At 54.0% G+C, this 19,943-nt stretch carries 17 protein-coding genes and 1 tRNA gene; 9 read left to right on the top strand and 9 right to left on the bottom strand.

What is annotated here, in order from left to right:
* Positions 1 to 13 precede the first annotated feature (13 nt).
* On the top strand, positions 14 to 3,076 hold the full coding sequence (locus tag GVI59_RS10885) for a rhamnan synthesis F family protein (protein WP_173574301.1): 3,063 nt from the start codon (positions 14 to 16) through the stop codon (positions 3,074 to 3,076).
* 51 nt (positions 3,077 to 3,127) lie between these two features.
* Positions 3,128 to 3,204, top strand: a tRNA-Arg gene (locus GVI59_RS10880).
* A gap of 543 nt (positions 3,205 to 3,747) precedes the next feature.
* On the opposite strand, the gene GVI59_RS10875 is transcribed toward GVI59_RS10880, so the two are convergent.
* From GVI59_RS10875 to pxpB, 5 genes are all read right to left on the bottom strand, one after another.
* Positions 3,748 to 5,022, bottom strand: coding sequence for an MFS transporter (locus GVI59_RS10875; RefSeq protein ID WP_173574300.1), 1,275 nt, complete (start codon positions 5,020 to 5,022; stop codon positions 3,748 to 3,750).
* Positions 5,023 to 5,082: 60 nt separating this feature from the next.
* Positions 5,083 to 6,006: a DMT family transporter gene (locus tag GVI59_RS10870; protein WP_173574299.1), complete on the bottom strand. Its 924-nt coding sequence runs from the start codon at positions 6,004 to 6,006 to the stop codon at positions 5,083 to 5,085.
* A gap of 151 nt (positions 6,007 to 6,157) precedes the next feature.
* A complete protein-coding gene (locus GVI59_RS10865; protein ID WP_173574298.1) occupies positions 6,158 to 6,925 on the bottom strand; it encodes a LamB/YcsF family protein in 768 nt (255 codons plus the stop codon).
* Positions 6,922 to 7,932 carry a 5-oxoprolinase/urea amidolyase family protein gene (locus GVI59_RS10860; RefSeq protein WP_173574297.1) on the bottom strand — a complete coding sequence of 337 codons (1,011 nt, stop codon included), beginning with the start codon at positions 7,930 to 7,932 and terminating at the stop codon, positions 6,922 to 6,924. The genes GVI59_RS10865 and GVI59_RS10860 overlap by 4 nt, the downstream gene beginning before the upstream one ends.
* Positions 7,929 to 8,561 (bottom strand): 5-oxoprolinase subunit PxpB, encoded by a 633-nt coding sequence (gene pxpB, locus GVI59_RS10855; RefSeq protein ID WP_408736616.1) that lies wholly within the window; start codon positions 8,559 to 8,561, stop codon positions 7,929 to 7,931. The genes GVI59_RS10860 and pxpB overlap by 4 nt, the downstream gene beginning before the upstream one ends.
* A 433-nt stretch (positions 8,562 to 8,994) precedes the next feature.
* Here pxpB and GVI59_RS10850 point away from each other — a divergent pair, with 433 nt between their 5' ends.
* Genes GVI59_RS10850 through GVI59_RS10835 form a run of 4 tightly spaced genes read left to right on the top strand, consistent with a single transcriptional unit; the run spans position 8,995 to position 12,009 of the window.
* Positions 8,995 to 9,750 carry an SDR family oxidoreductase gene (locus tag GVI59_RS10850; protein WP_173574295.1) on the top strand — a complete coding sequence of 252 codons (756 nt, stop codon included), beginning with the start codon at positions 8,995 to 8,997 and terminating at the stop codon, positions 9,748 to 9,750.
* Positions 9,751 to 9,755: 5 nt separating this feature from the next.
* Positions 9,756 to 10,190 (top strand): biotin/lipoyl-containing protein, encoded by a 435-nt coding sequence (locus GVI59_RS10845; protein ID WP_173574294.1) that lies wholly within the window; start codon positions 9,756 to 9,758, stop codon positions 10,188 to 10,190.
* The gene (accC, locus tag GVI59_RS10840; protein ID WP_173574293.1) at positions 10,187 to 11,554 is read left to right on the top strand and encodes an acetyl-CoA carboxylase biotin carboxylase subunit; all 1,368 of its coding nucleotides are present in this window, start codon (positions 10,187 to 10,189) and stop codon (positions 11,552 to 11,554) included. Before GVI59_RS10845 ends, accC begins: the two co-directional genes overlap by 4 nt.
* Positions 11,551 to 12,009 carry a biotin/lipoyl-containing protein gene (locus tag GVI59_RS10835; protein WP_173574292.1) on the top strand — a complete coding sequence of 153 codons (459 nt, stop codon included), beginning with the start codon at positions 11,551 to 11,553 and terminating at the stop codon, positions 12,007 to 12,009. The genes accC and GVI59_RS10835 overlap by 4 nt, the downstream gene beginning before the upstream one ends.
* Before the next feature lie 322 nt (positions 12,010 to 12,331).
* On the opposite strand, the gene GVI59_RS10830 is transcribed toward GVI59_RS10835, so the two are convergent.
* Both GVI59_RS10830 and GVI59_RS10825 read right to left on the bottom strand, forming a co-directional pair.
* Entirely contained in the window at positions 12,332 to 13,534 is a 1,203-nt protein-coding gene (locus tag GVI59_RS10830; protein WP_173574291.1) for a pyridoxal phosphate-dependent aminotransferase, read from the bottom strand.
* Between the two features lie 343 nt (positions 13,535 to 13,877).
* The gene (locus GVI59_RS10825) at positions 13,878 to 16,340 is read right to left on the bottom strand and encodes a TonB-dependent receptor plug domain-containing protein (protein ID WP_408736615.1); all 2,463 of its coding nucleotides are present in this window, start codon (positions 16,338 to 16,340) and stop codon (positions 13,878 to 13,880) included.
* Between the two features lie 337 nt (positions 16,341 to 16,677).
* Between GVI59_RS10825 and GVI59_RS10820 the strand changes: the two genes are divergently transcribed.
* From GVI59_RS10820 to GVI59_RS10810, 3 genes are all read left to right on the top strand, one after another.
* On the top strand, positions 16,678 to 17,616 hold the full coding sequence (locus GVI59_RS10820; RefSeq protein WP_173574290.1) for a LysR substrate-binding domain-containing protein: 939 nt from the start codon (positions 16,678 to 16,680) through the stop codon (positions 17,614 to 17,616).
* A 377-nt stretch (positions 17,617 to 17,993) separates the two neighbouring features.
* Complete coding sequence (locus GVI59_RS19035; RefSeq protein ID WP_338422093.1) at positions 17,994 to 18,173, top strand: DUF2322 family protein; 180 nt, start codon at positions 17,994 to 17,996, stop codon at positions 18,171 to 18,173.
* A gap of 63 nt (positions 18,174 to 18,236) precedes the next feature.
* Positions 18,237 to 18,845 carry a hypothetical protein gene (locus GVI59_RS10810; protein WP_173574289.1) on the top strand — a complete coding sequence of 203 codons (609 nt, stop codon included), beginning with the start codon at positions 18,237 to 18,239 and terminating at the stop codon, positions 18,843 to 18,845.
* A 140-nt stretch (positions 18,846 to 18,985) separates the two neighbouring features.
* On the opposite strand, the gene GVI59_RS10805 is transcribed toward GVI59_RS10810, so the two are convergent.
* Together GVI59_RS10805 and GVI59_RS10800 are read right to left on the bottom strand one after the other, a co-directional pair.
* Positions 18,986 to 19,273, bottom strand: a complete 288-nt coding sequence (locus GVI59_RS10805) for a hypothetical protein (protein ID WP_173574288.1) — start codon at positions 19,271 to 19,273, stop codon at positions 18,986 to 18,988.
* Positions 19,274 to 19,290: 17 nt separating this feature from the next.
* A complete protein-coding gene (locus GVI59_RS10800) occupies positions 19,291 to 19,725 on the bottom strand; it encodes a hypothetical protein (protein WP_173574287.1) in 435 nt (144 codons plus the stop codon).
* Between the last annotated feature and the right edge of the window lie 218 nt (positions 19,726 to 19,943).

The following is a 19,943-nucleotide window of genomic DNA, read 5'->3' as shown; positions in this document are numbered from 1 at the left end:
AGACAAATCCTGCATGACCACAACCGCCCCGGATGACAGGATCAGCGCTCTTCACAGCCTCATCTCCCAATCGGGCCTGTTCGACGCGGCCTGGTACGCCAGTCGCCTGCCAGCCTGTGAGCGGGATATGGATGATCCCATCCGACATTTCCTGACGGCAGGCACACAACGCCAGCTTGATCCCGGACCACTCTTCGACACTGCCTGTTACCTGAAACAGTGCTGGCATCTCAGGCCCGGCACGGACAATGCGCTTGTGCATTACCTGACATACGGCATTGAGGAAGGCCGGATCGTTGAAGGCGTGCATGACCGGCAGCGCCACAACGATCGACAGGCGACCGTTCCCACCCGGTTGACCGCTTTCCCCACTCCCCTCCCCCGGATTGCCGTCGTCATCCACGTCTTTTACCCGGACGTTCTGGAACACAGTATCCTGCCGCGCCTGAGGCATTTCGGTTGCGCACACTCCCTGCTGATCACCACCGACAGTGAGGAAAAGGCCGCCCATATCGGACAACTGATCGCGGACACTCTACCTGACGCACAGTATTTTATCCGCGTCACACCGAACCGGGGACGTAATTTCGGCCCTCTCCTGTCCTGCTGGCGGAACGCGCTTCTCGACCACGATGTGTCCCTGCATCTGCACACCAAGAAATCGCTCTATACCGGCTCGGAGCAGCAGGAATGGCGCGATACGCTGCTGGACACGCTCCTCCCGACACAGCAGGGCGTCGCCGGTATCCTGCAACGTTTTATGGACGACGAAACGCTCGGCGTGCTCCAGCCCGCTCCCGGCCCTGCCGTGCCATGGTGGGCATGGACCTGGCTGACCAACAAGGCCGTTGCGCGGCCCCTTCTGAAACGGCTGAATATCACGCCGCCGGACGGTTATTTCGATTATCCGGCTGGCGGCATGTTCTGGGCACGCTCCAGCGCTCTGGCGCCTCTGCTGGACCTTCCATGGTCGCCTGACGACTTTCCTGAAGAAAGTGGGCAGATGGACGGCACGACGGCCCATGCCATCGAGCGCTGCATCGGCCTTGTCGCCCGTGCCACCGGCCATCGCCTTGATGAATATGACCGTAGCGCCGGCCTCATCCGCGTCGGCTACGGACGTCGCAATCTCGATCTGTACGAACGTCTGACCCCGAAAGACCTCACAGCCGCCATCCGCAGGGCGACGACGGTGTCCTTCGATCTGTTCGACACCCTACTCACACGAATCGCTCTCACGCCCGATACGATCCACCACGCCGTCGCTGATCGTCTGGTCCGCACATTTCCGCACCTCACACCCTCCGGAGAGGATTTCCTGCCTCTCCGAAAGCAGGCCGAACACGCCGCCCGCGAGGCCCTGTTCGGCACCGATGACGTGACGCTGAACGACATCTACGCGGCGCTCGCCACCCTGACAGGCTGGCCCGATGAAGCGCTTGCTCTGGCGCGCTCCGAGGAAGTGAGGATCGATCGGAACGTGCTGCGTCCTCGCCCGGCTGTCATGGACGCGCTCAGACTGGCGCGGGCGGAAGGCAAGAGGACGCAGCTTGTCAGCGACACCTATCTGACACGCGCCGAGCTTGATCCCGTTCTGGAACGGACCGGCATCCTGTCTCTGATCGATGAGATTTATCTGTCGTCCGAACGCCTCGCCCGCAAGGATCGCGGGGACATGTGGGATCTCCTGCGCGCCACGGAACAGACCGAAACGCTGCTGCATATCGGCGATAACGAACAGGCCGATATCCAGCGCACGGCCGATCTGCGGATACGCCACCATCATGTGCTGTCCGGTCTCAACATGCTGCGCCTGTCACCGCTGGCTCCGCACGTATTCGACTGTCTCTCCAGTCCGCCGGGCACATCCCCCCGTCACGCGGAGCAACGGCGGCTCGCAGGTGATATCCTGCTGGGCCCGCTGGTCTCCAACCTCTTCGCTTCGCCCTTCCTCGATCCGGGAACACCCGGAAGCCATGCGGCCAGTCTGACCACGCCCATCACGCTGACCTCACCCGAAACCGTGGGGCGAGTGCTGCTGGGGCCGCTGCTGACGACCTTTCTCGCCCGTCTGGCGCTGCACCCCGCCCTCGCCGATCTCAAGCATCTGCATTTCCTGTCGCGTGAGGGGCATTTTCTGTGCCGCCTTTACACGCATCTGCGCACGCACTGGCTGCCGCATTTACCGGAAGCCTCCGTGTTTCCTGTCTCGCGCCGCGTTGCGATCTCTGCCGCGCAGGCCGTACGCTTCGATCCTGAAATCCTGTTTCATTCAGGTGACGGCTATCGCGGCAGCATGGCGGACCTGCTCACAGCACGACTGGGCGTGAGTGTGCCGGCAGGCGATTCCCTGCACGACATGATCGTGTCGTTGCCGGAAGACCGCGCCACCACCCGTAACCTGACGCTGCTGCTGAGAGACACCATCCTTCGACAGGCCGAGACCAGTCGGGATGAACTGCTGGCGTGGGCGACATCTCAAGGAATCACGGCAGGCACGGAAACTAGGCGAGGCGTGGTCGATGTCGGATATGGCGGCACGATCCAGCGTCACCTCCAGACTGCGCTGAGTGCGCCATTCACAGGCTTCTACATGGCCGCCGAGGCTGGCATGCGGCGCGTGGAAAAAACCGGTGGTCTCGCATTCGGACTGCTGGCCAATGGCGAACAGGCTGGAGCCTTTCGGCAGGACGCCTCGATCTTTCTTGAATCGATTCTCACCGCGCCACACGGACAGGTGACCGGATACGACATCTCTGCCTCACCGCCCCTTCCCCGTTTTGCTGCGGCTGGTCTCAGCCAGCAGAATTTCACGGTGCTGACCCGTATCATCAATGGCGCGGAAGAGTATCTGACCGACCTGCTGGAGAGTTACGGCCCCTGCGTGCTGCACGCCCTTCAGCATGGGACGGCTGCTGCTCTCGCTCCCCTCTCGGCGCTCCGAAGCGGTGCAATCCGGCTGTCTTCCGACCTCTCCGATGTTCTTTTCACAGAAGACGCCTTCTGTGGGAGAGGCGAAATCAGGGCAATGGAGGAGTGTTTGCCGGACCGCGCGGAAAAAATTTCAGAAAAATGAAATGAAGGGGATTGCGCGGTAGCTTTTTCCTTTCTATAAGGCCGCCACGACGCACCCGTAGCTCAATTGGATAGAGCACCAGACTACGAATCTGGGGGTTAGAGGTTCGAGTCCTTTCGGGTGCGCCATTCTTCCTAAAATCTCTGGAATTCAGCAGGCCACGTTAATAGACGTGATTATTGCCTTGTCTTTTGACGCGTTTTCGTTCGCCGGTATCGGTCTCCCAAATTTTTGGGCATTCCCTCATGATCCATGCAACAGACGTGATGCCCGCATTGTCGTGGTTCTATGGTGGCACTCCGACCTGACGTGGGAAGATTCAGGCCCCCACTCACAACGGTTCATACGCGTCATAGGGTTGAGAACGACAGGAAAGAGCAGCATGGGTAGGATTGCCCTTGTCGCTACCAGCCTCAGTCTGCCGCACGGGTGATCTGATACAAGCATTGTCTGCCCTTCCCCACGCAATGCCGTATCAGAAGAGCTTGTCCATCAGGCAAACCATAATAACCTCCGTCAAAGTTTCGCTGAGCCGCGGCTCCCGGAAAAGCTGACGTTTGATGGCCAGCCATGATCCGGCTGTCTCATTTGCCGCCTCTTGCAAAACTTCCCTTCAAAAGAAGCGACATCAAAACATCCTTCGACTTCACCGGACCTTTCACGATCGGCCTTCAACTCATCCTGATCGTTGACCTGACTGCACAAACCGAGAAAAGCCCCGCGATTATCAGTGCCGTGGCGCACATATACCAGGCAATATCGAACTGTCCCGTCAGGGATACAATATAACCCGTTACAATCGGAGCCAGCAGCCCCAAAGAGTTACTGCAGGTCAGTGTGACGCCGGTGACGGTTCCAATCCTGTGACCATCTTCCACCAGATCGGTCAGCAGCGCCGTATTGGCTCCATTCGCCGCGATAAGGCAGGCCATCGAGACAGACATGACCAGAAGAATGGGCTGCATCGTATGGAACCATGGGAGCGTCCCGATCGAAGAGGCTCCAATCAGGCAAATGAAGACAATGAAACGTCGCCGTTCGGGAGAGGCGTTTCTCCGGAAAACGATCGCTTCCAGCACTTTGCCAATCACCACCGCTCCTGCCGCAGCCGCAAGATAACAGAGCGCCGTTCTTGTCCCGGTGCGGGTAATGTCAATGTGTAGTTCGTGTATGAGATACAGCGGCATCCATGACATCATCAGAAAATTGAGATAGTTCTGCGTGCACTGGACAGACAGAATTCCCAGAAAAGATCTGGACTGAAAAAGATTTTTTATCTCCGACAGGGAAACAACCCTGTGCGGGACCGCCGTTTTTTTCTGCGCCGGATCCCGATAGATCAACCACCAGACCAGCGCCCAGACAAAGCCGATACCGCCGAGAACAATAAACTCACAGCGCCAGCTGAAAAACGTAATCAGCCACGCCCCGGCGATTGTTCCTCCCGCCAGACCAAGCTGCATGCCGGTCAGCAGAACGGTCATGACCGATCCACGTTCTTTCGGAAGCGCCCAGTTTCGGACGACCGTCGCGCCAACGCCGAATGTTGGCGCTTCCCCGACGCCGAGCAGAACACGGGTCAGCAGGAACTGTGAAATCGTTTGCACGAAGCCACCCAGCAGCATGGCAAAAGACCAGACAGAGACGGCAAGACTTCCGATCAGACGTGCACCGACTTTATCGAGGAGGATCGTCGAAGGCAGATTCAGTAGGAAATACGACCAGAGAAAACTGGACGAGACCCATCCCATCTGCACCGGAGTCAGACTGAACTCCTTTCCCAGATCAGGCAGGGCGATCGACAGCGCCGCCCTGTCACCATAGCTGATGACGTACATCAGAAAGACCAGACCAAAAAAGACATAGCGTGACGCCGTCTTTTTCTGAATTGTTTTTACAGTTCCAGATAGGTTTCCGGAAGACGTCACTGTCTGATCAGAGGGCATGATGATCCACCGGACAATAGAATGAAAAGGAAATGGGAAAGGGACCACTCGTGACCACGGTCACGATCTCACTTCATCGACAGTGGTCAGAACATCCTCTGTTGCGACAGGCGCTTTTGAAGGCCGATCACCACGAAGCATCCACACACCAGACCCGATGATGAGCAGCCCACCGGCCAGCATGGCCAGACCGGGAATTTCCTGAAAACCGAACCATCCGATCAGAGCGGCCCACAGCAGACCGGAATAAGCGAATGGTCCGATGGCGGAGACCTGCGCGGAGGCAAAGGCTTCAGTCTGGAGCACCTGAGCAATTCCGGCAAAAGCACCGACAGCAACAAGACAAAGCGCATCTGCCATATGCGGTGTTGTCCAGATGAACGGGAGCGGTGCCGCAGTCATGACCGTCATCAGAATGGCCTGCCACAGGGAGATGGTCGTGCTGGTTTCCGTGGCGGAAAGCTGCCTGATCTGCATGGTCGTCAACGCCCCGACCGCTCCCTGCGCAAGCGCCAGGAAATAGGCCCAGACGGGAACCGCGGTGTCACTGCCATGCAACAGCCCTTTTCCAAGAGCGACGACCACGACACCGGAAAAACCGATACAGACTGCGATCCATCGCTGGAGCGACGGCTTTTCTTGCAGGAGCGGAATGGAAAGAATGACCAGAAAAAGCGGCTGCGTATAGGACAGCACCTGCTGCTCCGCCAGCGGCAGACGGGTGACGCTGACCACCACCATGATCATGCTGATCAGTCCGATAACCGACCGCAACAGGTGCCCTTTGAAATTCCTTGTCCGGAGAATGATGTGTGTTCGTGAAGCGATCAGGAGAACGAACGGCAGCGAAAAAAGATTTCGGAAAAAGATGATTTCGAGAGCAGGCAGAGTCGAGCCCGTCAGTTTCTGAAGCGCATTGAGAAGAGCCGTAAAAAAGGTCGCTGACACCAGAAGCATCGCGCCACGCTGAAGATCATGCTTCATGCCCACCTCATTTCAGAATACAGCACTGGCATCTCGCGACAGCCGGGGAAGAAAAATTTTCCAGACGCTATACTATTACGATTATGCAACTAAATTCCGACATGGAAACGATTTTTCTTCTGTCAGACAATCTTTTTCTTCAGCGGAAGTGTCAGTCGTCCAGCCTGTGGACCGGTGTCAGCACTGCTCCGCAGGCCGTCATCTCGGCGCGGATGGCCTTTGCAATGTCGAGCGAACCCGGTGTGTCACTATGAACCAGAATCGAGCGTGCATTCAGCTTCTGTCGCACACCATCAATCGTTGTCACCGAACCATCTTCAAGGAACTGCCTGACACGGGCGCGAACGCCTTCCAGATCATGAATAACAGCGCCCGGTTGACCGCGCGGCACAAGTGCTCCGGGAGAGATATAGGCCCGATCAGCAAGAAACAGGGTGTGCGTTTTTAGCCCAACCTCTTCGGCTGCCCGCTCAGTCGGCTGTCCGGGCATGCAGAAGACCGTCAGATCCTTATCCAGCGCAGCAATGACACGGACCAGTTTCAGCGCACGGTCTTCATTCTCATTGGCCATGGTGCCGAAAGCGGCATGATAACTCACATGCGTGACACGATGCCCATGACGGGCCGCAACACCCTGAAGAGCGCCGATCTGGCAGGCGAGCATGGCTTCCATATCCGTATCGGAAACAACCATGGTACGTCTGCCAAAACCCATAAGATCAGGCAGACCCGGATGCGCACCGATTCCAATGCCTTTTTCTTTCGCCACCCTGACAGTGTGGTCCATGATCGCATAATCACCGGCATGAAAACCACAGGCGATATTGGCTGACGAAATCAGACCCATCAGCCCGTCATCATCAGCCATGGCCCAGCGTCCAAAACCTTCGCCCATATCGGAATTCAGATCGATCTTCATTTCTTGCCTCCGCTCTTGCCGGACTCTCGACGTATAGAGGAGTTACGATAACGGCTGACCATCAGACGCATGTTTTCAAGCCAGTCTTCGACAGGTCGCATGGCATCAACCCCTTCTTCGTAACTGCATTCCTGAAAACGGATACGGGAACCAATCCGCGCCTGAGCAAGCCTCCAGAGATCCGCCTCGATGACCGTGGCGATACGGGGATAGCCACCCGCCGTGTTGGCGTCCGCCATCTGCACGATCGGCTCTCCGGCGGGAGGCACCTGCACAATACCCGGCACAATCCCGTATGAGCGCAGTTCCACAGGCTTTGTGAGCTGGAGTTTGTCACCGCTCAACCGATAGCCCACACGGTTGCTCTGCGGCGTGATCTTCCACTCGCAGTTCTGGAACAGCACGCGGGATTGTTCGGTAAATAGCTGATAATCCGTCGCCGGGATAAAACGGAGCGTCATAACGCCGGAAGTCTCAGCGTCATTCCCGTTTTTCAAAGCCACTGACGGCGGAAGTACGGCGTAACCAGCACAGACGGCGCCGCCGGGACGAATACCCAGCGTGTCACCTGCCTCCAGAAAACGTCCCGACAGGCCACCGAAACCGCCGCGAAGCTGCGTGCTGCGTGAACCAAGTATGACCGGAACATCAACGCCGCCGGCAACACAGAGATATCCTCGTGCTCCCGTACGGGGCGGTCCGATGCGGAGTGTCTGCCCGGCAGCAGCCGTGACAGCCGACCAGGGCAGGAGCGTTTGTCCATCCAGATCCATATCGGCGTCGATCCCGGTGACAGCGAAACTGACGGACGCATCAAAACGCAGCAGGAATGGAAAAGTCTGCAACTCGATACAGGCGTCATCAGGCTGGTTTTCGAGCAGAATATTACCGGCCTGCAGCGCCAGCATATCCATGACACCCGAACAGCCGACGCCAAGATTGCGATAACCGGGTCTGCCGCAATCCTGAACGGTATTCAGCGGTGCTGTTTCGAGAATGGTGATCACAGCACGATACTCTCAGGATAGAAACGGATGCGGTCACCGATTGCAAACAGCGCTGGTGGCTCCTTCATTGGATCGAACAGCGTGATTTCAGTAAAACCGATCGAGTTCCACCCGTTCGGTCCTGTCAGGGCGGAAATACCGGCCTGCATCCCGCCGATCGTGACAGTTCCAGCCAGCATGTGCAGAGACGGAACGGATTTTCGTGGGGTGGCGATACGCGGATCAAGCCCGTGCAGATAACCGAAACCGGGAGCGCTCCCGATGGCGCAGACCGTGTATTCATTACCATGGTGAATCGAGATCACTTCCTCCGGCGTCAAACCGGCATGTTCGGCGACACGATGCAGATCCTCACCGAGTTCACCGCCATACTGGACGCCGACCTCGAACAGACGCCCTTCGATATGGCGTTCCGGCAGCGTGTCCCAAGCGTGATGCAGCCATGCAGCGATCTGTTCCGGATCTTTCGGGGGCGTTGTGAAAACGAGCATCAGATTCGTCACGCCCGGAACAAGTTCCTGCACGTCACTGCGGCTTTCAGCAGCCTCGATCAACGCCCAGATACGACGCTGATGCGCCATAGTGAAATCGCCCGGCGCTTCAAACAGCATGGCGCGGGTGCCAATCATGCTGATGATCGGGGCCTCGTCACCGACAGGACCGGTTTTCTGACCTGACAGGCTGATGCTACGTTCCTGAATATCTGTCATGTCATCATTCAAAATATACGGTCCAGTAACTGTCTTCCCAGTGCAGCCTCTTGAAAGGACCATCGGAACCGCTCAGGAAACGCGGATTTCCAAGGTGTCGCACCGTTCAGTGTCCATCAGGGAAAATAGAATTGTTTCCGAAATTATTTCCAGCCCTCTTCCCGCTGTGAGGCCATCGGATAATCTTATAGGTCGTGAGGACCGCGCCTGCGGTATAGTATTATCTTATGACGTGAGAACGAACTGCTCTTGGCGCTGAAATCGTTACGATACTAATATCATTACAACATTCCAAGCTCGCCGCCTGTATGCTTGCGGACAGGGCATTTTTTTCAGAACTGGGATCATCAGCATGAGCAGTCAGCCATATCGTAACGCTCTCGTTACTGGCGCTTCCTCCGGAATCGGCGCGGCGATTGTCAGACGCCTCAGGGAGGCCGGGCTGGAAGTGCATGCGGTGGCCCGTGACGAGAAACGTCTGGCGCAACTGGCGGAAGAGACCGGCTGCATCCCTCACGCAGTCAGTGTTGCGGACCAGAAAGGCATTGAGGCGCTCATCAACGACATCGAAGTCGATGTGCTGATCAACAATGCTGGACAGTCCCGCACAGGCAACATCACAAAGACGACACCCGAAGACATCGACGCACTGGTTGACGTCAACCTCCGGGCGGTCCTGCAGCTGACCGCGCTTGTCGTACCCGGCATGATGCAGCGCGATCGTGGGCATATCGTCAACATCAGTTCCATTGCGGGCCATTACGCCTTCGCAGGCGGCAACACCGTCTATCATGCAACGAAGGCCGGGGTTCACTCCCTGTCACAGCAGCTGCGCTGTGACCTGTTTGGACATCATATCCGCGTCACTGAAATCTCCCCTGCCCGCGTGGAGACAGAAGTCTTTGGTCGTCTGATTGGCGACATGGCAGAAGCGAAAAAGCGGTTTTTCGATGAATACGAATCCCTGCTGCCGGAAGATATCGCCAATTCGGTCGCTTTCGCCGTGCTCGCGCCATCACGCATGAATGTCAGCTTCATGGAGGTTCTACCCACCATGCAGGTGGTAGGCGGACTGAACTTCGCAAAGAAAACCACCGGCAAGGTCTGAAAACGGTGGATATTCCGCAGATCCGGCGTCTGGTCGATCTGCTGGCCCGCTCTCCGATCGATGAACTCGAAATCGAAGAGGGCGGGTGGAAGATCAGGCTGACACGACAGGCTGGCGGTGCGACGACTGATTTCATCCCGTCGTCCGATCCGGGCAGGCATGCGCCTGCACAGGCAGCCGACGCCACGACCGATTCACCCTCCCAGGATCCGGTGATTCCGTCACCCACCTATGGTGTTTTTCACCTTTCACCCTCTCCCGGAACTCCGGCTTATGTGAAAGTCGGCGATACGGTCGAGGCAGGACAGCAGGTCGGTCTGGTCGAGGCCATGAAGGTCTTCAATGCAGTCAAGGCGACGCAATCCGGACGGATCGCAAAAATCCTGGTGGAAGATGGCGCGGAAGTGGAGGCAGGGACTCCCCTGTTTCGTTTGGCATGACTGATACTCATCGTTTCAACAGAGTCCTGATCGCCAATCGCGGTGAAATCGCATTGCGCATCCAGCGGGCCTGTCGACAGCTTGGTCTGGAGACAGTCGCCGTTTATTCAGATGCCGATAAAGACAGCCGTCATGTGCAGGAAGCCGATATCGCCCTGTGCATCGGCCCGGCAGCGGCATCCCGCAGCTATCTCGATCCGGACGGACTTTTGCTGGCGGCACGGGCGACAGGCGCCACGGCCATCCATCCGGGTTATGGCTTCCTCTCCGAAAATGCTGATTTTGCTGAAGCTGTTGAAGACGCTGGCCTGACATTCATCGGGCCAACCGGGTCTTCAATCCGGATGATGGGCGACAAGATCACCGCCAAACGCACGATGCTGGCGGCAGGTGTCCCCTGTGTGCCCGGATCAGACGGCCCTTTACCAGAATCCCCCGATGACATTCTGGCTCTGGCTGAAAAGGTTGGTTTTCCGGTTATCGTCAAAGCATCAGGCGGCGGCGGCGGACGGGGCATGCGCGTCGTGCTCCGGGCAGAAGATCTGATCGAAGCCGTTGGTCTGACCTCTCGAGAAGCGCAGCAGGCGTTCGGAAACCCGACTCTGTATCTCGAAAAATTCATGCAGAAACCACGCCATATCGAGATTCAGGTTCTCTGTGATACGCACGGCGTCGCCCTCTGGCTTGGCGCACGTGACTGCTCGTTGCAAAGACGACATCAGAAGGTTCTCGAAGAGGCTCCCCCACCGGGCATCGACGCCGCAGTCATCGCGGAAATTGGCGAACGCTGCGCAGAAGCCTGTCGCCACATTGGCTATCGTGGCGCGGGAACATTCGAATTTCTATACGAAGACGGTGTATTCGCTTTTATCGAAATGAACACCCGTGTTCAGGTCGAACATCCAGTCACGGAACAGATCACGGATATCGATATCGTCGCGGAGCAGTTGCGTATCGCTCAGGGCGATAGACTGTCCATCAGGCAGGAAGACATTCTCTTTCGTGGTCACGCCATTGAATGTCGTCTGAACGCGGAAGATGGAGCGACATTTCTGCCGTCTCCCGGCACGGTGACGCGCTGGGATCTGCCGGGAGGTCCGGGCATCCGCATCGATAGCCATGTTGTCTCAGGATATACGATCCCGCCTTACTACGATTCCCTTATTGGAAAAATCATTGGTTATGGCGCAACACGGGAAGAAGCCATTGCTCGCCTGCAGATTGCTCTGGCTGAAATGAAGGTGGAAGGCATATCGACCAATATCGGCCTTCATCAGGACCTTCTGGCCAATCCGACCGTCCGAAAGGGCAGTATGGATATTCACTTTCTTGAAAAATGGCTTGAAGAAAGAGCTGTACCATGACCGGATCAGCCGCACGCATTCCTGCTTTCGATACTGATGATATCGCCAGTATCGCTGATATGCTGGTTCAGGCCGGACTTGAGACGTTTGAACTGTCTGGTCCGGATGGCGCAAGGCTTTTCATAAAGACTTCGCAAGAAAAGCCGCAGATTGAAACCCGGTGTACGCCATCTCTTCCGTCTCAGGAAACCGATGCTGTCGATAACTGCGTCCCGGTAAAGACACCGTATTTCGGTGTTCTGACTTTCACCCATCCCTTACGCAGCACTCCATTCGCATCAGTCGGATCATATGTGAAAGCCGGTGATGTTGTTGCCTTACTGACGCTGGAAACGCTTCAGATACCTGTTATGGCATCCGTTGATGGCGAAGTTATCGAGATCACTGCACCGGAAGGTGAGCTAACTGGCTTCGGCACAGAAATCATGAAAATCAGGACCGATTCAGACGCTTAAATTAAAAGCGTTTTATGCCTGGGCGTCTGAATAACAAAAATTTCTTAAATCACTGACGTGTCTTTTGTACAAAGAAACTATTTGAGGCACGAGCCGTGCATATCCATGCTGTTTCGCCGGATTGCTCAGCGGTTATCGTAGCGGTCGCGTAACTCATTTCTCCCATAAACCCTGAGAGTATGCCTTTGCATATAGGCCAGCCTCTTACGTGAGAACTGATCTTCAATTCTTTTTTTGTATATTAAAAAAAGCGGTCAAAAGGGCAGCATGCTCCTTTTGACCGCGTTTCTTCATAACAGGACGACTGCTTTTTCTGCTTTCTCTATTTCAGAGACTGCACAAATTCAGCAATACGCTGGCAGCCCTCCCGCAGCGTCTCAACACTGGTGGCATAAGAAATACGGAAGAAAGGACTCATCCCGTACGCCGCGCCCTGAACGGTCGCTACCTGCTTTTCTTCCAGAAGCGCCATGACAAAATCCGCATCGGTCTTGATCTGCCGTCCTTCCGGCGTCACTTTTCCAATACAGGCGCTGATATCCGGATAAACATAGAACGCGCCCTGGGGGGTATGACACTCCACGCCCGGAATCGCATTCAGCAGACTGACAACGATATCCCGCCGTGTCTGATACTCAGCGGCACGTTCACGCAGAAAATCCTGCGGTCCTTCCAGAGCGGCAATGGCGGCGGCCTGTGCAAGCGTGTTGATACCGCTGGTCGACTGTCCCTGCATGTTGTTCATGACAGCGATCAGGTCACGCGGTCCGCCACAGAAACCAACGCGCCAACCGGTCATGGCATATGCTTTGGAAACACCATTGACGGTCAGCACACGCTCTTTGAGACGTGGCTCAACTTCCGCCAGCGTGCAGAAATTGAAATCATCATAGACGAGATGTTCATAGATATCGTCTGTCATGATCCAGACATGCTCATGCTTCAGCATGACCGCCGCAATCTCCTCCATGTCTTTCCGGGAACAACATGCGCCGGTCGGATTGTTGGGAAAATTCAGCACGAGCCATTTGGTGCGTGGCGTGATCGCGGCATCAAGATCCGCCGCCGAAAGACGGAAATTGCTGGCGGCCGGACACGGAACCAGCACGATCTCGGCACCGCCAAGCCGGGCGATGTCGGCATAACTGATCCAGTAGGGCGTCGGCAGAACAACCTCGTCACCAGGATTGATGGTGGCCATCATGGCGTCATAGATGATCTGCTTGGCGCCATTCGCCACCAGAATTTCATCCAGTGCGTAATCGAGACTGTTGTCTCTCAGGAACTTCGCCTGGATCGCTTTTTTCAGCGCGGGCTTGCCTGCCTGGGGTGGATATTTCGTATCGCCGCCCCGGGCTGCATCGACAGCAGCTTCAACAGCATGTTCTGGCGTGGGAAAATCCGGCTCACCGGAAGAGAGGCTGATGATCTTCAGCCCTTCCGCTTTCAGCGCGGTCGCTTTATCTGTCATGGCTGCAGAAGCAGAGATTCCGATCCCGTTCAGTCGATCTGCAAAACCAGGCATCAGCTCTATTCTCCAGCGTTTGTTCGATTGGACAGATAATATAATCAGAACCATCCTAAATCATTGCGAAGCAGAATGGGTAGCGGGGAAAACAATCTGGCGTCATATAACAATCCTATGAACGCAGATAATTTTTCCAATAAAGGCATCCGTATAGAGTTGTCGTTCAACGAGACTTCAGCCCGTTAAAGACGCTTTTGACTATTAAAGGTGAGAGACGATCTGTTCGTGTTCAACAGGCCGTCGAAAACGGTTCCTCACCCGCTGACTTTATAAGCCTGCGAGTGAGGAGGTGCTGTCGGTTCTCTTTCCGAGAATACGTTCACCATATATGGAACATTTCTTAGAAGTTCAGAGAAGTCTTTACGTAATACATTCCGCCATTGAAACCATACGGTGAATAGGACGCATATTTCGACAGTCCCTGCTGTGAGTTTGCAATCGCACGAGGCACCCGCGTCGGATACTTGTTTCCGAGATTGTTCGCCCCCACTCCGACTGTCCACTGCGGCAGAATCTTGTAATCCACTTCCAGATTTGTAATGAACCCGGGATTCTGCATGAACGGAACACTACCAGCCCCGGTCGGCGCCGCCATATAGACAACCGACCCGTAACGCATTTCCTGCACGAAGACCGACCATTTTCCCATCTCCCAGTTCACGCTGATCTGTTCGCGGTTTTTGGGAGCCGCACGCAACACCATCATTTTGGTGTATTCATTGACCAGATCGTTCTTTGCGGACCGGATTTCATTATCCGAGAAGTTGATCCCCATCGCGAACCGGAATTTACCATATCGTCTGGTCTTCAGGGTATAATTCGCGTTCAGATCACCGCCAAATGTCTGCGTGTTATACAGATTGGCGTAATAGGACAGTGTTGTCGCGCTTTCCAGATTCGATTGACGCAGAAGATCCATCAGTTCCGAATCATTCTGGTTCACACTGTAAGATTTCGTGCTTCCAAGACGACCGTTGATGGCGATGTAATACAGGTTCGCCGTGACCTGGAAATTATCCACCGGCGTCGCGTCGATGCCAATCGTATAGCTTCTGGAATACTCGCCCTTCATGTTGCCGGCACCAAGATATTTGGCAATGGCGCTGTTCGCCGGCACCTGATCGACCGTGTACCCCGGATACGGAGCCGAGTAGAAGTAGGACATCTCCCCAAGGGTCGGCGGACGATAGCCGGTATTGATATTGGCGCGAATGGCCCAACGCTTGTTGAAGTCATAACGCGTACCGATGGATCCCGTTTCGACCGTGGCGAGATTGTTGTAGCTGGCGACACGACCTCCGAGCGTCCACTCCCATTTCTTCGTTACATAGAAATCAAGATTGACGTTACCTTCATAGACGTCACGGTTCTGATGGGTCACGGCCATGGGCACGTTACCGGGATGATCCGTTGCGCCAAGACCTTCCCATGAAGCCGCCTCACCCTCAGTCATCTGGAAGGTGTCGTGACGATACTCACCTCCAAATCTGAGATTGATATCCTTAGGCAGCAGATCCGTATGGAAAGATCGTGACCCCCTCAAACCAGCAGTCATTTCAGACGCAATGGACGCGCCATCATAGAACGATGTCTGGGTGCTGTCGGGAAATGACATGTTTTCGGAATCTTTGGTTCCGTAATCCTGCTTGTCACGTCCGTAAGTAATGTAAGCATCCCATGCAAAACCAAACTGATGCGTTCTGATTCCATTGTCTGTTTCGAAATCATACTGATCCATGGTGATGTAAGGCTGATTACCGAGAGGATACAGGTTTGTATTGATCCAGGTATCGCTGTCAGCGGCGCTTCGGTACGTTTCGGCAACATTGGCGCGACGATGGGAAAATGTCGACGTGCTGTAAAACTGGAAGCCTTTAGCTACCGGCACGGCCATATTTTCGCTGATCGTCTCCAGCGTCGATTTTGGGATACCAAGACCACGCTGCACATCGCGATTGGCAGTCTCATTCCGGGAATCACTGAACAAGGTGCCGTAAAAATCGCCGCCTCTGGTTGTCGGCAGCTGATGCGTCACCTGCGCGGCCAGATCAAGGTATCCGCCGTTCTGCCCCAGCGCCATGCCATAATTTGCGGAGCCATCAAGCCCCTGCCCGTCTCCTGCGTAGAAACCACTGTTCTTGAAGTTGACGGTGCCGCCATGCGTATCGTGCTTGAGAACGATGTTCACGGCACCGGCAATGGCGTCCTGCCCGTACAGCGCCGAGGCTCCTTCGGTAATCACTTCGATATGGTCAATGGCGGATACCGGAATGAGCGAAATATCGGCAGGCTCACTGCCCCAGTTGGTGCCAGCATTGGAATTGAAGTTCGCACCGATATGACGACGATGTCCGTTGACCAGAATCAGCGTATCGTCAGGCGACTGACCGCGCAGCTGCATGGTTTTCACGAAGGAACTGGCGCCGCCGCCGGGCAGCGCTGCCGTGGTGATCGCCGGATTAGCCTGCGCCAGCGCGGAAAGAACATCCGTCTGACCGGTTTTCATGAGATCAGCGCCCGTCACAACGGTCACCTGTGTCGTGCTGTGCGGCGGCGTGGACGTCATGAAGACGGAGTTTCTTTTCCGGGCGGCGACATGCACCACTTCCGCGTCCTTGGCATTGACCGACGTGGGCGCGACGTGAGCCGGACGTGTCGATGAAGAAACCTTTTTCTCTGCCTTGTAATGCTTTACCGGCTTATGGACAGACACCGTCTCGGCATATCCCGGCGCTGCCATGAAGGAACTGGCCATCATGCCGGAAGCAAGATACAATTTCTTTTTCGACAGACCTGCCATCATATTCTCCCGACACCACCCTTAAATGAGCACATCTGTGCTGGTATGAATATGATACGGTTCCGTTATGATTTGGCGTCATACATATTAACGATACGTCATGATTTTCTCCTTCGGGAAAAAGCAGCGAATCATGTTATCTATCGAAAAATTCGTTATTTTTTTCAAGCGCTCAAATCATTCCTTATGTGAAACAATAAATGCGGAGCGCTGTTTCGCCGATCCATCAACACCAGCCATTGCGCTGCGGAGCAAACATCCATAATCATTGAAAGCAGGGAATATCGTAGATTCGGAGCCTGATATTTCTCACTGACGCATCACGCACCTGGGGATTCACATGGACATCAGGCGCCTTCAGGCATTCGTAAAGATCATTGACCTTGGCTCCATTTCACGCGCGGCCGATCTGCTCAATATCGCGCAGCCTGCCCTCAGCCAGCAGCTGGCGACACTGGAAAGCACCTTCAAAAAGAAGCTGGTGATCCGCAGCAAAAGCGGCGTCACTCCGACTGCGGCAGGCTCCGATCTCTATCGTCACGCTCAGACCCTGATCAAGCAACTCGATCGCGCCATGGTTGAAATCAACCTGGGCAGCGGCCCGCTCGTGGGCAAGGTCTCGGTCGGCCTGTCTCCCTACAGCGCCGGTTCCACCCTGTCGGTGGAACTGCTGCGTCTTGTCCGCGAGCAACTGCCGGGCATAACCCTGCATCTGACCGAAAGTTTTGATGACATCTACAGCGAACTGGTCATGACCGGCAGGCTGGATATGGCCGTCATCCATGGCGTCGGACCGATGAAGGGTGTCGTGTTTACGCCCCTGATGAAAGAGGAATTCTTTCTTCTGGCGCCGGAAGCTCTTGAACTTCCATGTTCGGACACAGGCGCTGTCCGGTTACAGGATATTGTCGATATTCCGCTTCTGGTGCCCCCCAGCCATAACTTCGTCCGCAAAAGCATTGATATGGCGTTCGTGCGTAAGCAACTGGAACCCCGGATCGCGGCTGAAATCGAAGCGCTGCTGACATTAAAAGACGCCATTGTCGAAGGCCTCGGCAGCACCATCCTCCCCTGGTCCGTAGCAAGCCGCATTGTCGTGCCCGGGAAATCGAAGATCTGGCCACTCCATAATCCAACCATTCATGAAGTCGTCTCACTTTGTGTGCCAGAGATGATTCCTGAGACGGAAGCTTCCCTTGCTGTCAGGGAACTGCTTATTGGACTTGCAAAGGCCATGGCATCTTCCCGCAACTGGCCGGGGACGCAGCCTTCTTTGTAATGTCGTGAAGCGATCGTCTTTCTGCTGGTTCAGGTTTTGTCATGATTTTGGAGAGGCGCCTTTTCAGGCTGCCTTTCGGGAAGCGTGCAGGATCAGTTGTTGTCAAGTATGTTCCACGGCTTTTTGAAAAAAGCTTCACCAAAAACTTCTTTTGTATTTTTCAAAAGTTTGTTTGAGGATATCCGACAGAGAAGCTCATGCTGGACCTTAAACGGGTTCAAGGCTGCGGGATATGCTGGTGAAGATTCAACCGGGCGTGACATTCAGGGATAACCTTCAGAAACTGCCGTCTATTGAGGTGTGTAGCACATCGACCAGACCGACGAGACGGATGCGGCGGTGGCCAGCATCGATAACCTGCCGGGCAAGCAGAGGCTGTGGCTGTATATCAGTATCTTGGGCGGGCTTTTGGTGTGCTGGATGCGGCAGCGCACGGGCTGGCTGTGTTTGGCGAGCATATGGCGGATGCGCGGAACCGGCCCGAGGCGCACCCGAATATTGACCGATTGCTGGAGATTGTGGTTGGGGGCGGAAGTTATGTGTTGAGCGTTGGGTAGGTGATTTGATGAGAAAGTGGTAAATCGTGTTATATTGGAGTCCTAAAAAAAGGAACCTGGTAATTGACTCCAATTTTGATGTTATCCCGCCTTCCTTGGATCGGAGCAAACTATTCTCTTTCCCGAATGCTTGTCGTCGGAGAAAGTCATTATGGTTCACCGGAGCAGAGCGAAGACCTCAATCTGACTCGAAATGTCATTCAGAATATGATTAACGGAACGAAAGGTCACTCCACTCTTCGAGCTATTGAGCGTTCCTTCACTGGAAATTCCATTTGCAGTCCAGATAAATTCTGGGAAAATGTAGCCTTTATTAATTTTTGTCCTGGTATAGTTGATGCTTCTCTCGCAGGGCGTCACTCTGCCACACGCTCTATGATCAAAGCTGGCATTCAGCAGTTTCCGGATATTTTGCTGAGTTTGAATCCACTTCCGAAAAAGATAGTCTTTTTTTCTACGATTTCTTGGGAAGCAACTGAAACCTGTATTGGGCTCCCTTATGAGCCACTACTACCCGTGACTATTGATGGCATCAGCGTAGATTGTGGTCTGTTCAGATCAGATGGAGGGGCGTCTTTTGAGGCTATAAATGTCGGCCATCCAAGCGGCCCTGTCCTTCGAGGCTTTAGTCTTAAACACCAATTCATCCAAGAATTTCTTAAGAGACCGTAATTTCAAGACACGAAAAATAGAAATGCATTTCTTATTACAATGAAATAAAATACAAACATAAATTAAAATTTTTTATACAATAAATTTTATAGTATGAAAAATTACAATGACCCATTCTACTTTAGAATCCTCTCTACAAATTAGTTATTTTCAATCTCAGCCATAACTGAGTCATTGTCTTTCATCAGACGAGGAAGAATGTCCACGTTTGATGATGGCAAGAAGCCACCAAAGTCTTTTTGAACTTGTAGAATCAAGTCTGCTGCATGAAGTCCAGCCTTTGCTGCAAGCCAAAGATCGAATTTGACTAATCCATTATCCTCAAAATCGAAATATGATGTAATGATCTCATCTCTTCCACCTACTTTGAAATCAAAATTATGCTGACTATTTACAATATGAGCGTGAGCTGTTTGCTCATTGATCATTGATCATTGATCATTGATCATTGATCATTGATCATATTTTTTAAGTCTTTTATAAAATCGGAGTGTCCTTTGTATTTTAGATCTAACCATTTGTATGCTTTATGAGATGCCTTTTTAGCATCGCTAATAATTCCACTTTCATAATCAATATAATTTTGAGTATCTGCATGAGCTAGTGAAAAAGCGGCATTCGCAGTTGATTCCAAAAAATAACGAAGATCCATCTTTGCTTGAATACGGTGCATTCTCACTGTCGAGACTACCGACAACGTATGGTATTTTTTCATTTGCGAATAGAATCTGATGAATAAATCACAGCTTGTTATGGGCCATATCATCAAATTCGAAACAAAAATTGTTGTATTATAGGCGTTGGTAAACGCGTTTCCGTAATTTTTCTCGGCATCAAGAACTTTTTGATGCTCTTCGACAGAGAATTGATCTAGGCTCATAGCGACAATACATCCGTTTTTGGAGTCGATATAAAACTACGATAGGTCGAATGCTGTGTAATTTCATAGCATACATATGCCGTATTTACGTCGCGGATCAAAGGGACTGCGTCCCTTTGTAGGGCACGAGGCAAAGCCCCGAAGACACCGCCCCAACAAAAAAGACCTCCCACCGGAAACACCAGCGGAAGGCCTCTCTCACACAATCCCCGGCGCAG

Source organism: Acetobacter sicerae, from assembly GCF_011516765.1.
Lineage (GTDB): Bacteria > Pseudomonadota > Alphaproteobacteria > Acetobacterales > Acetobacteraceae > Acetobacter > Acetobacter sicerae.
The sequence above is the reverse complement of the archived record's forward strand: the minus strand, read 5'-3'. Positions and strand labels throughout refer to the sequence as shown.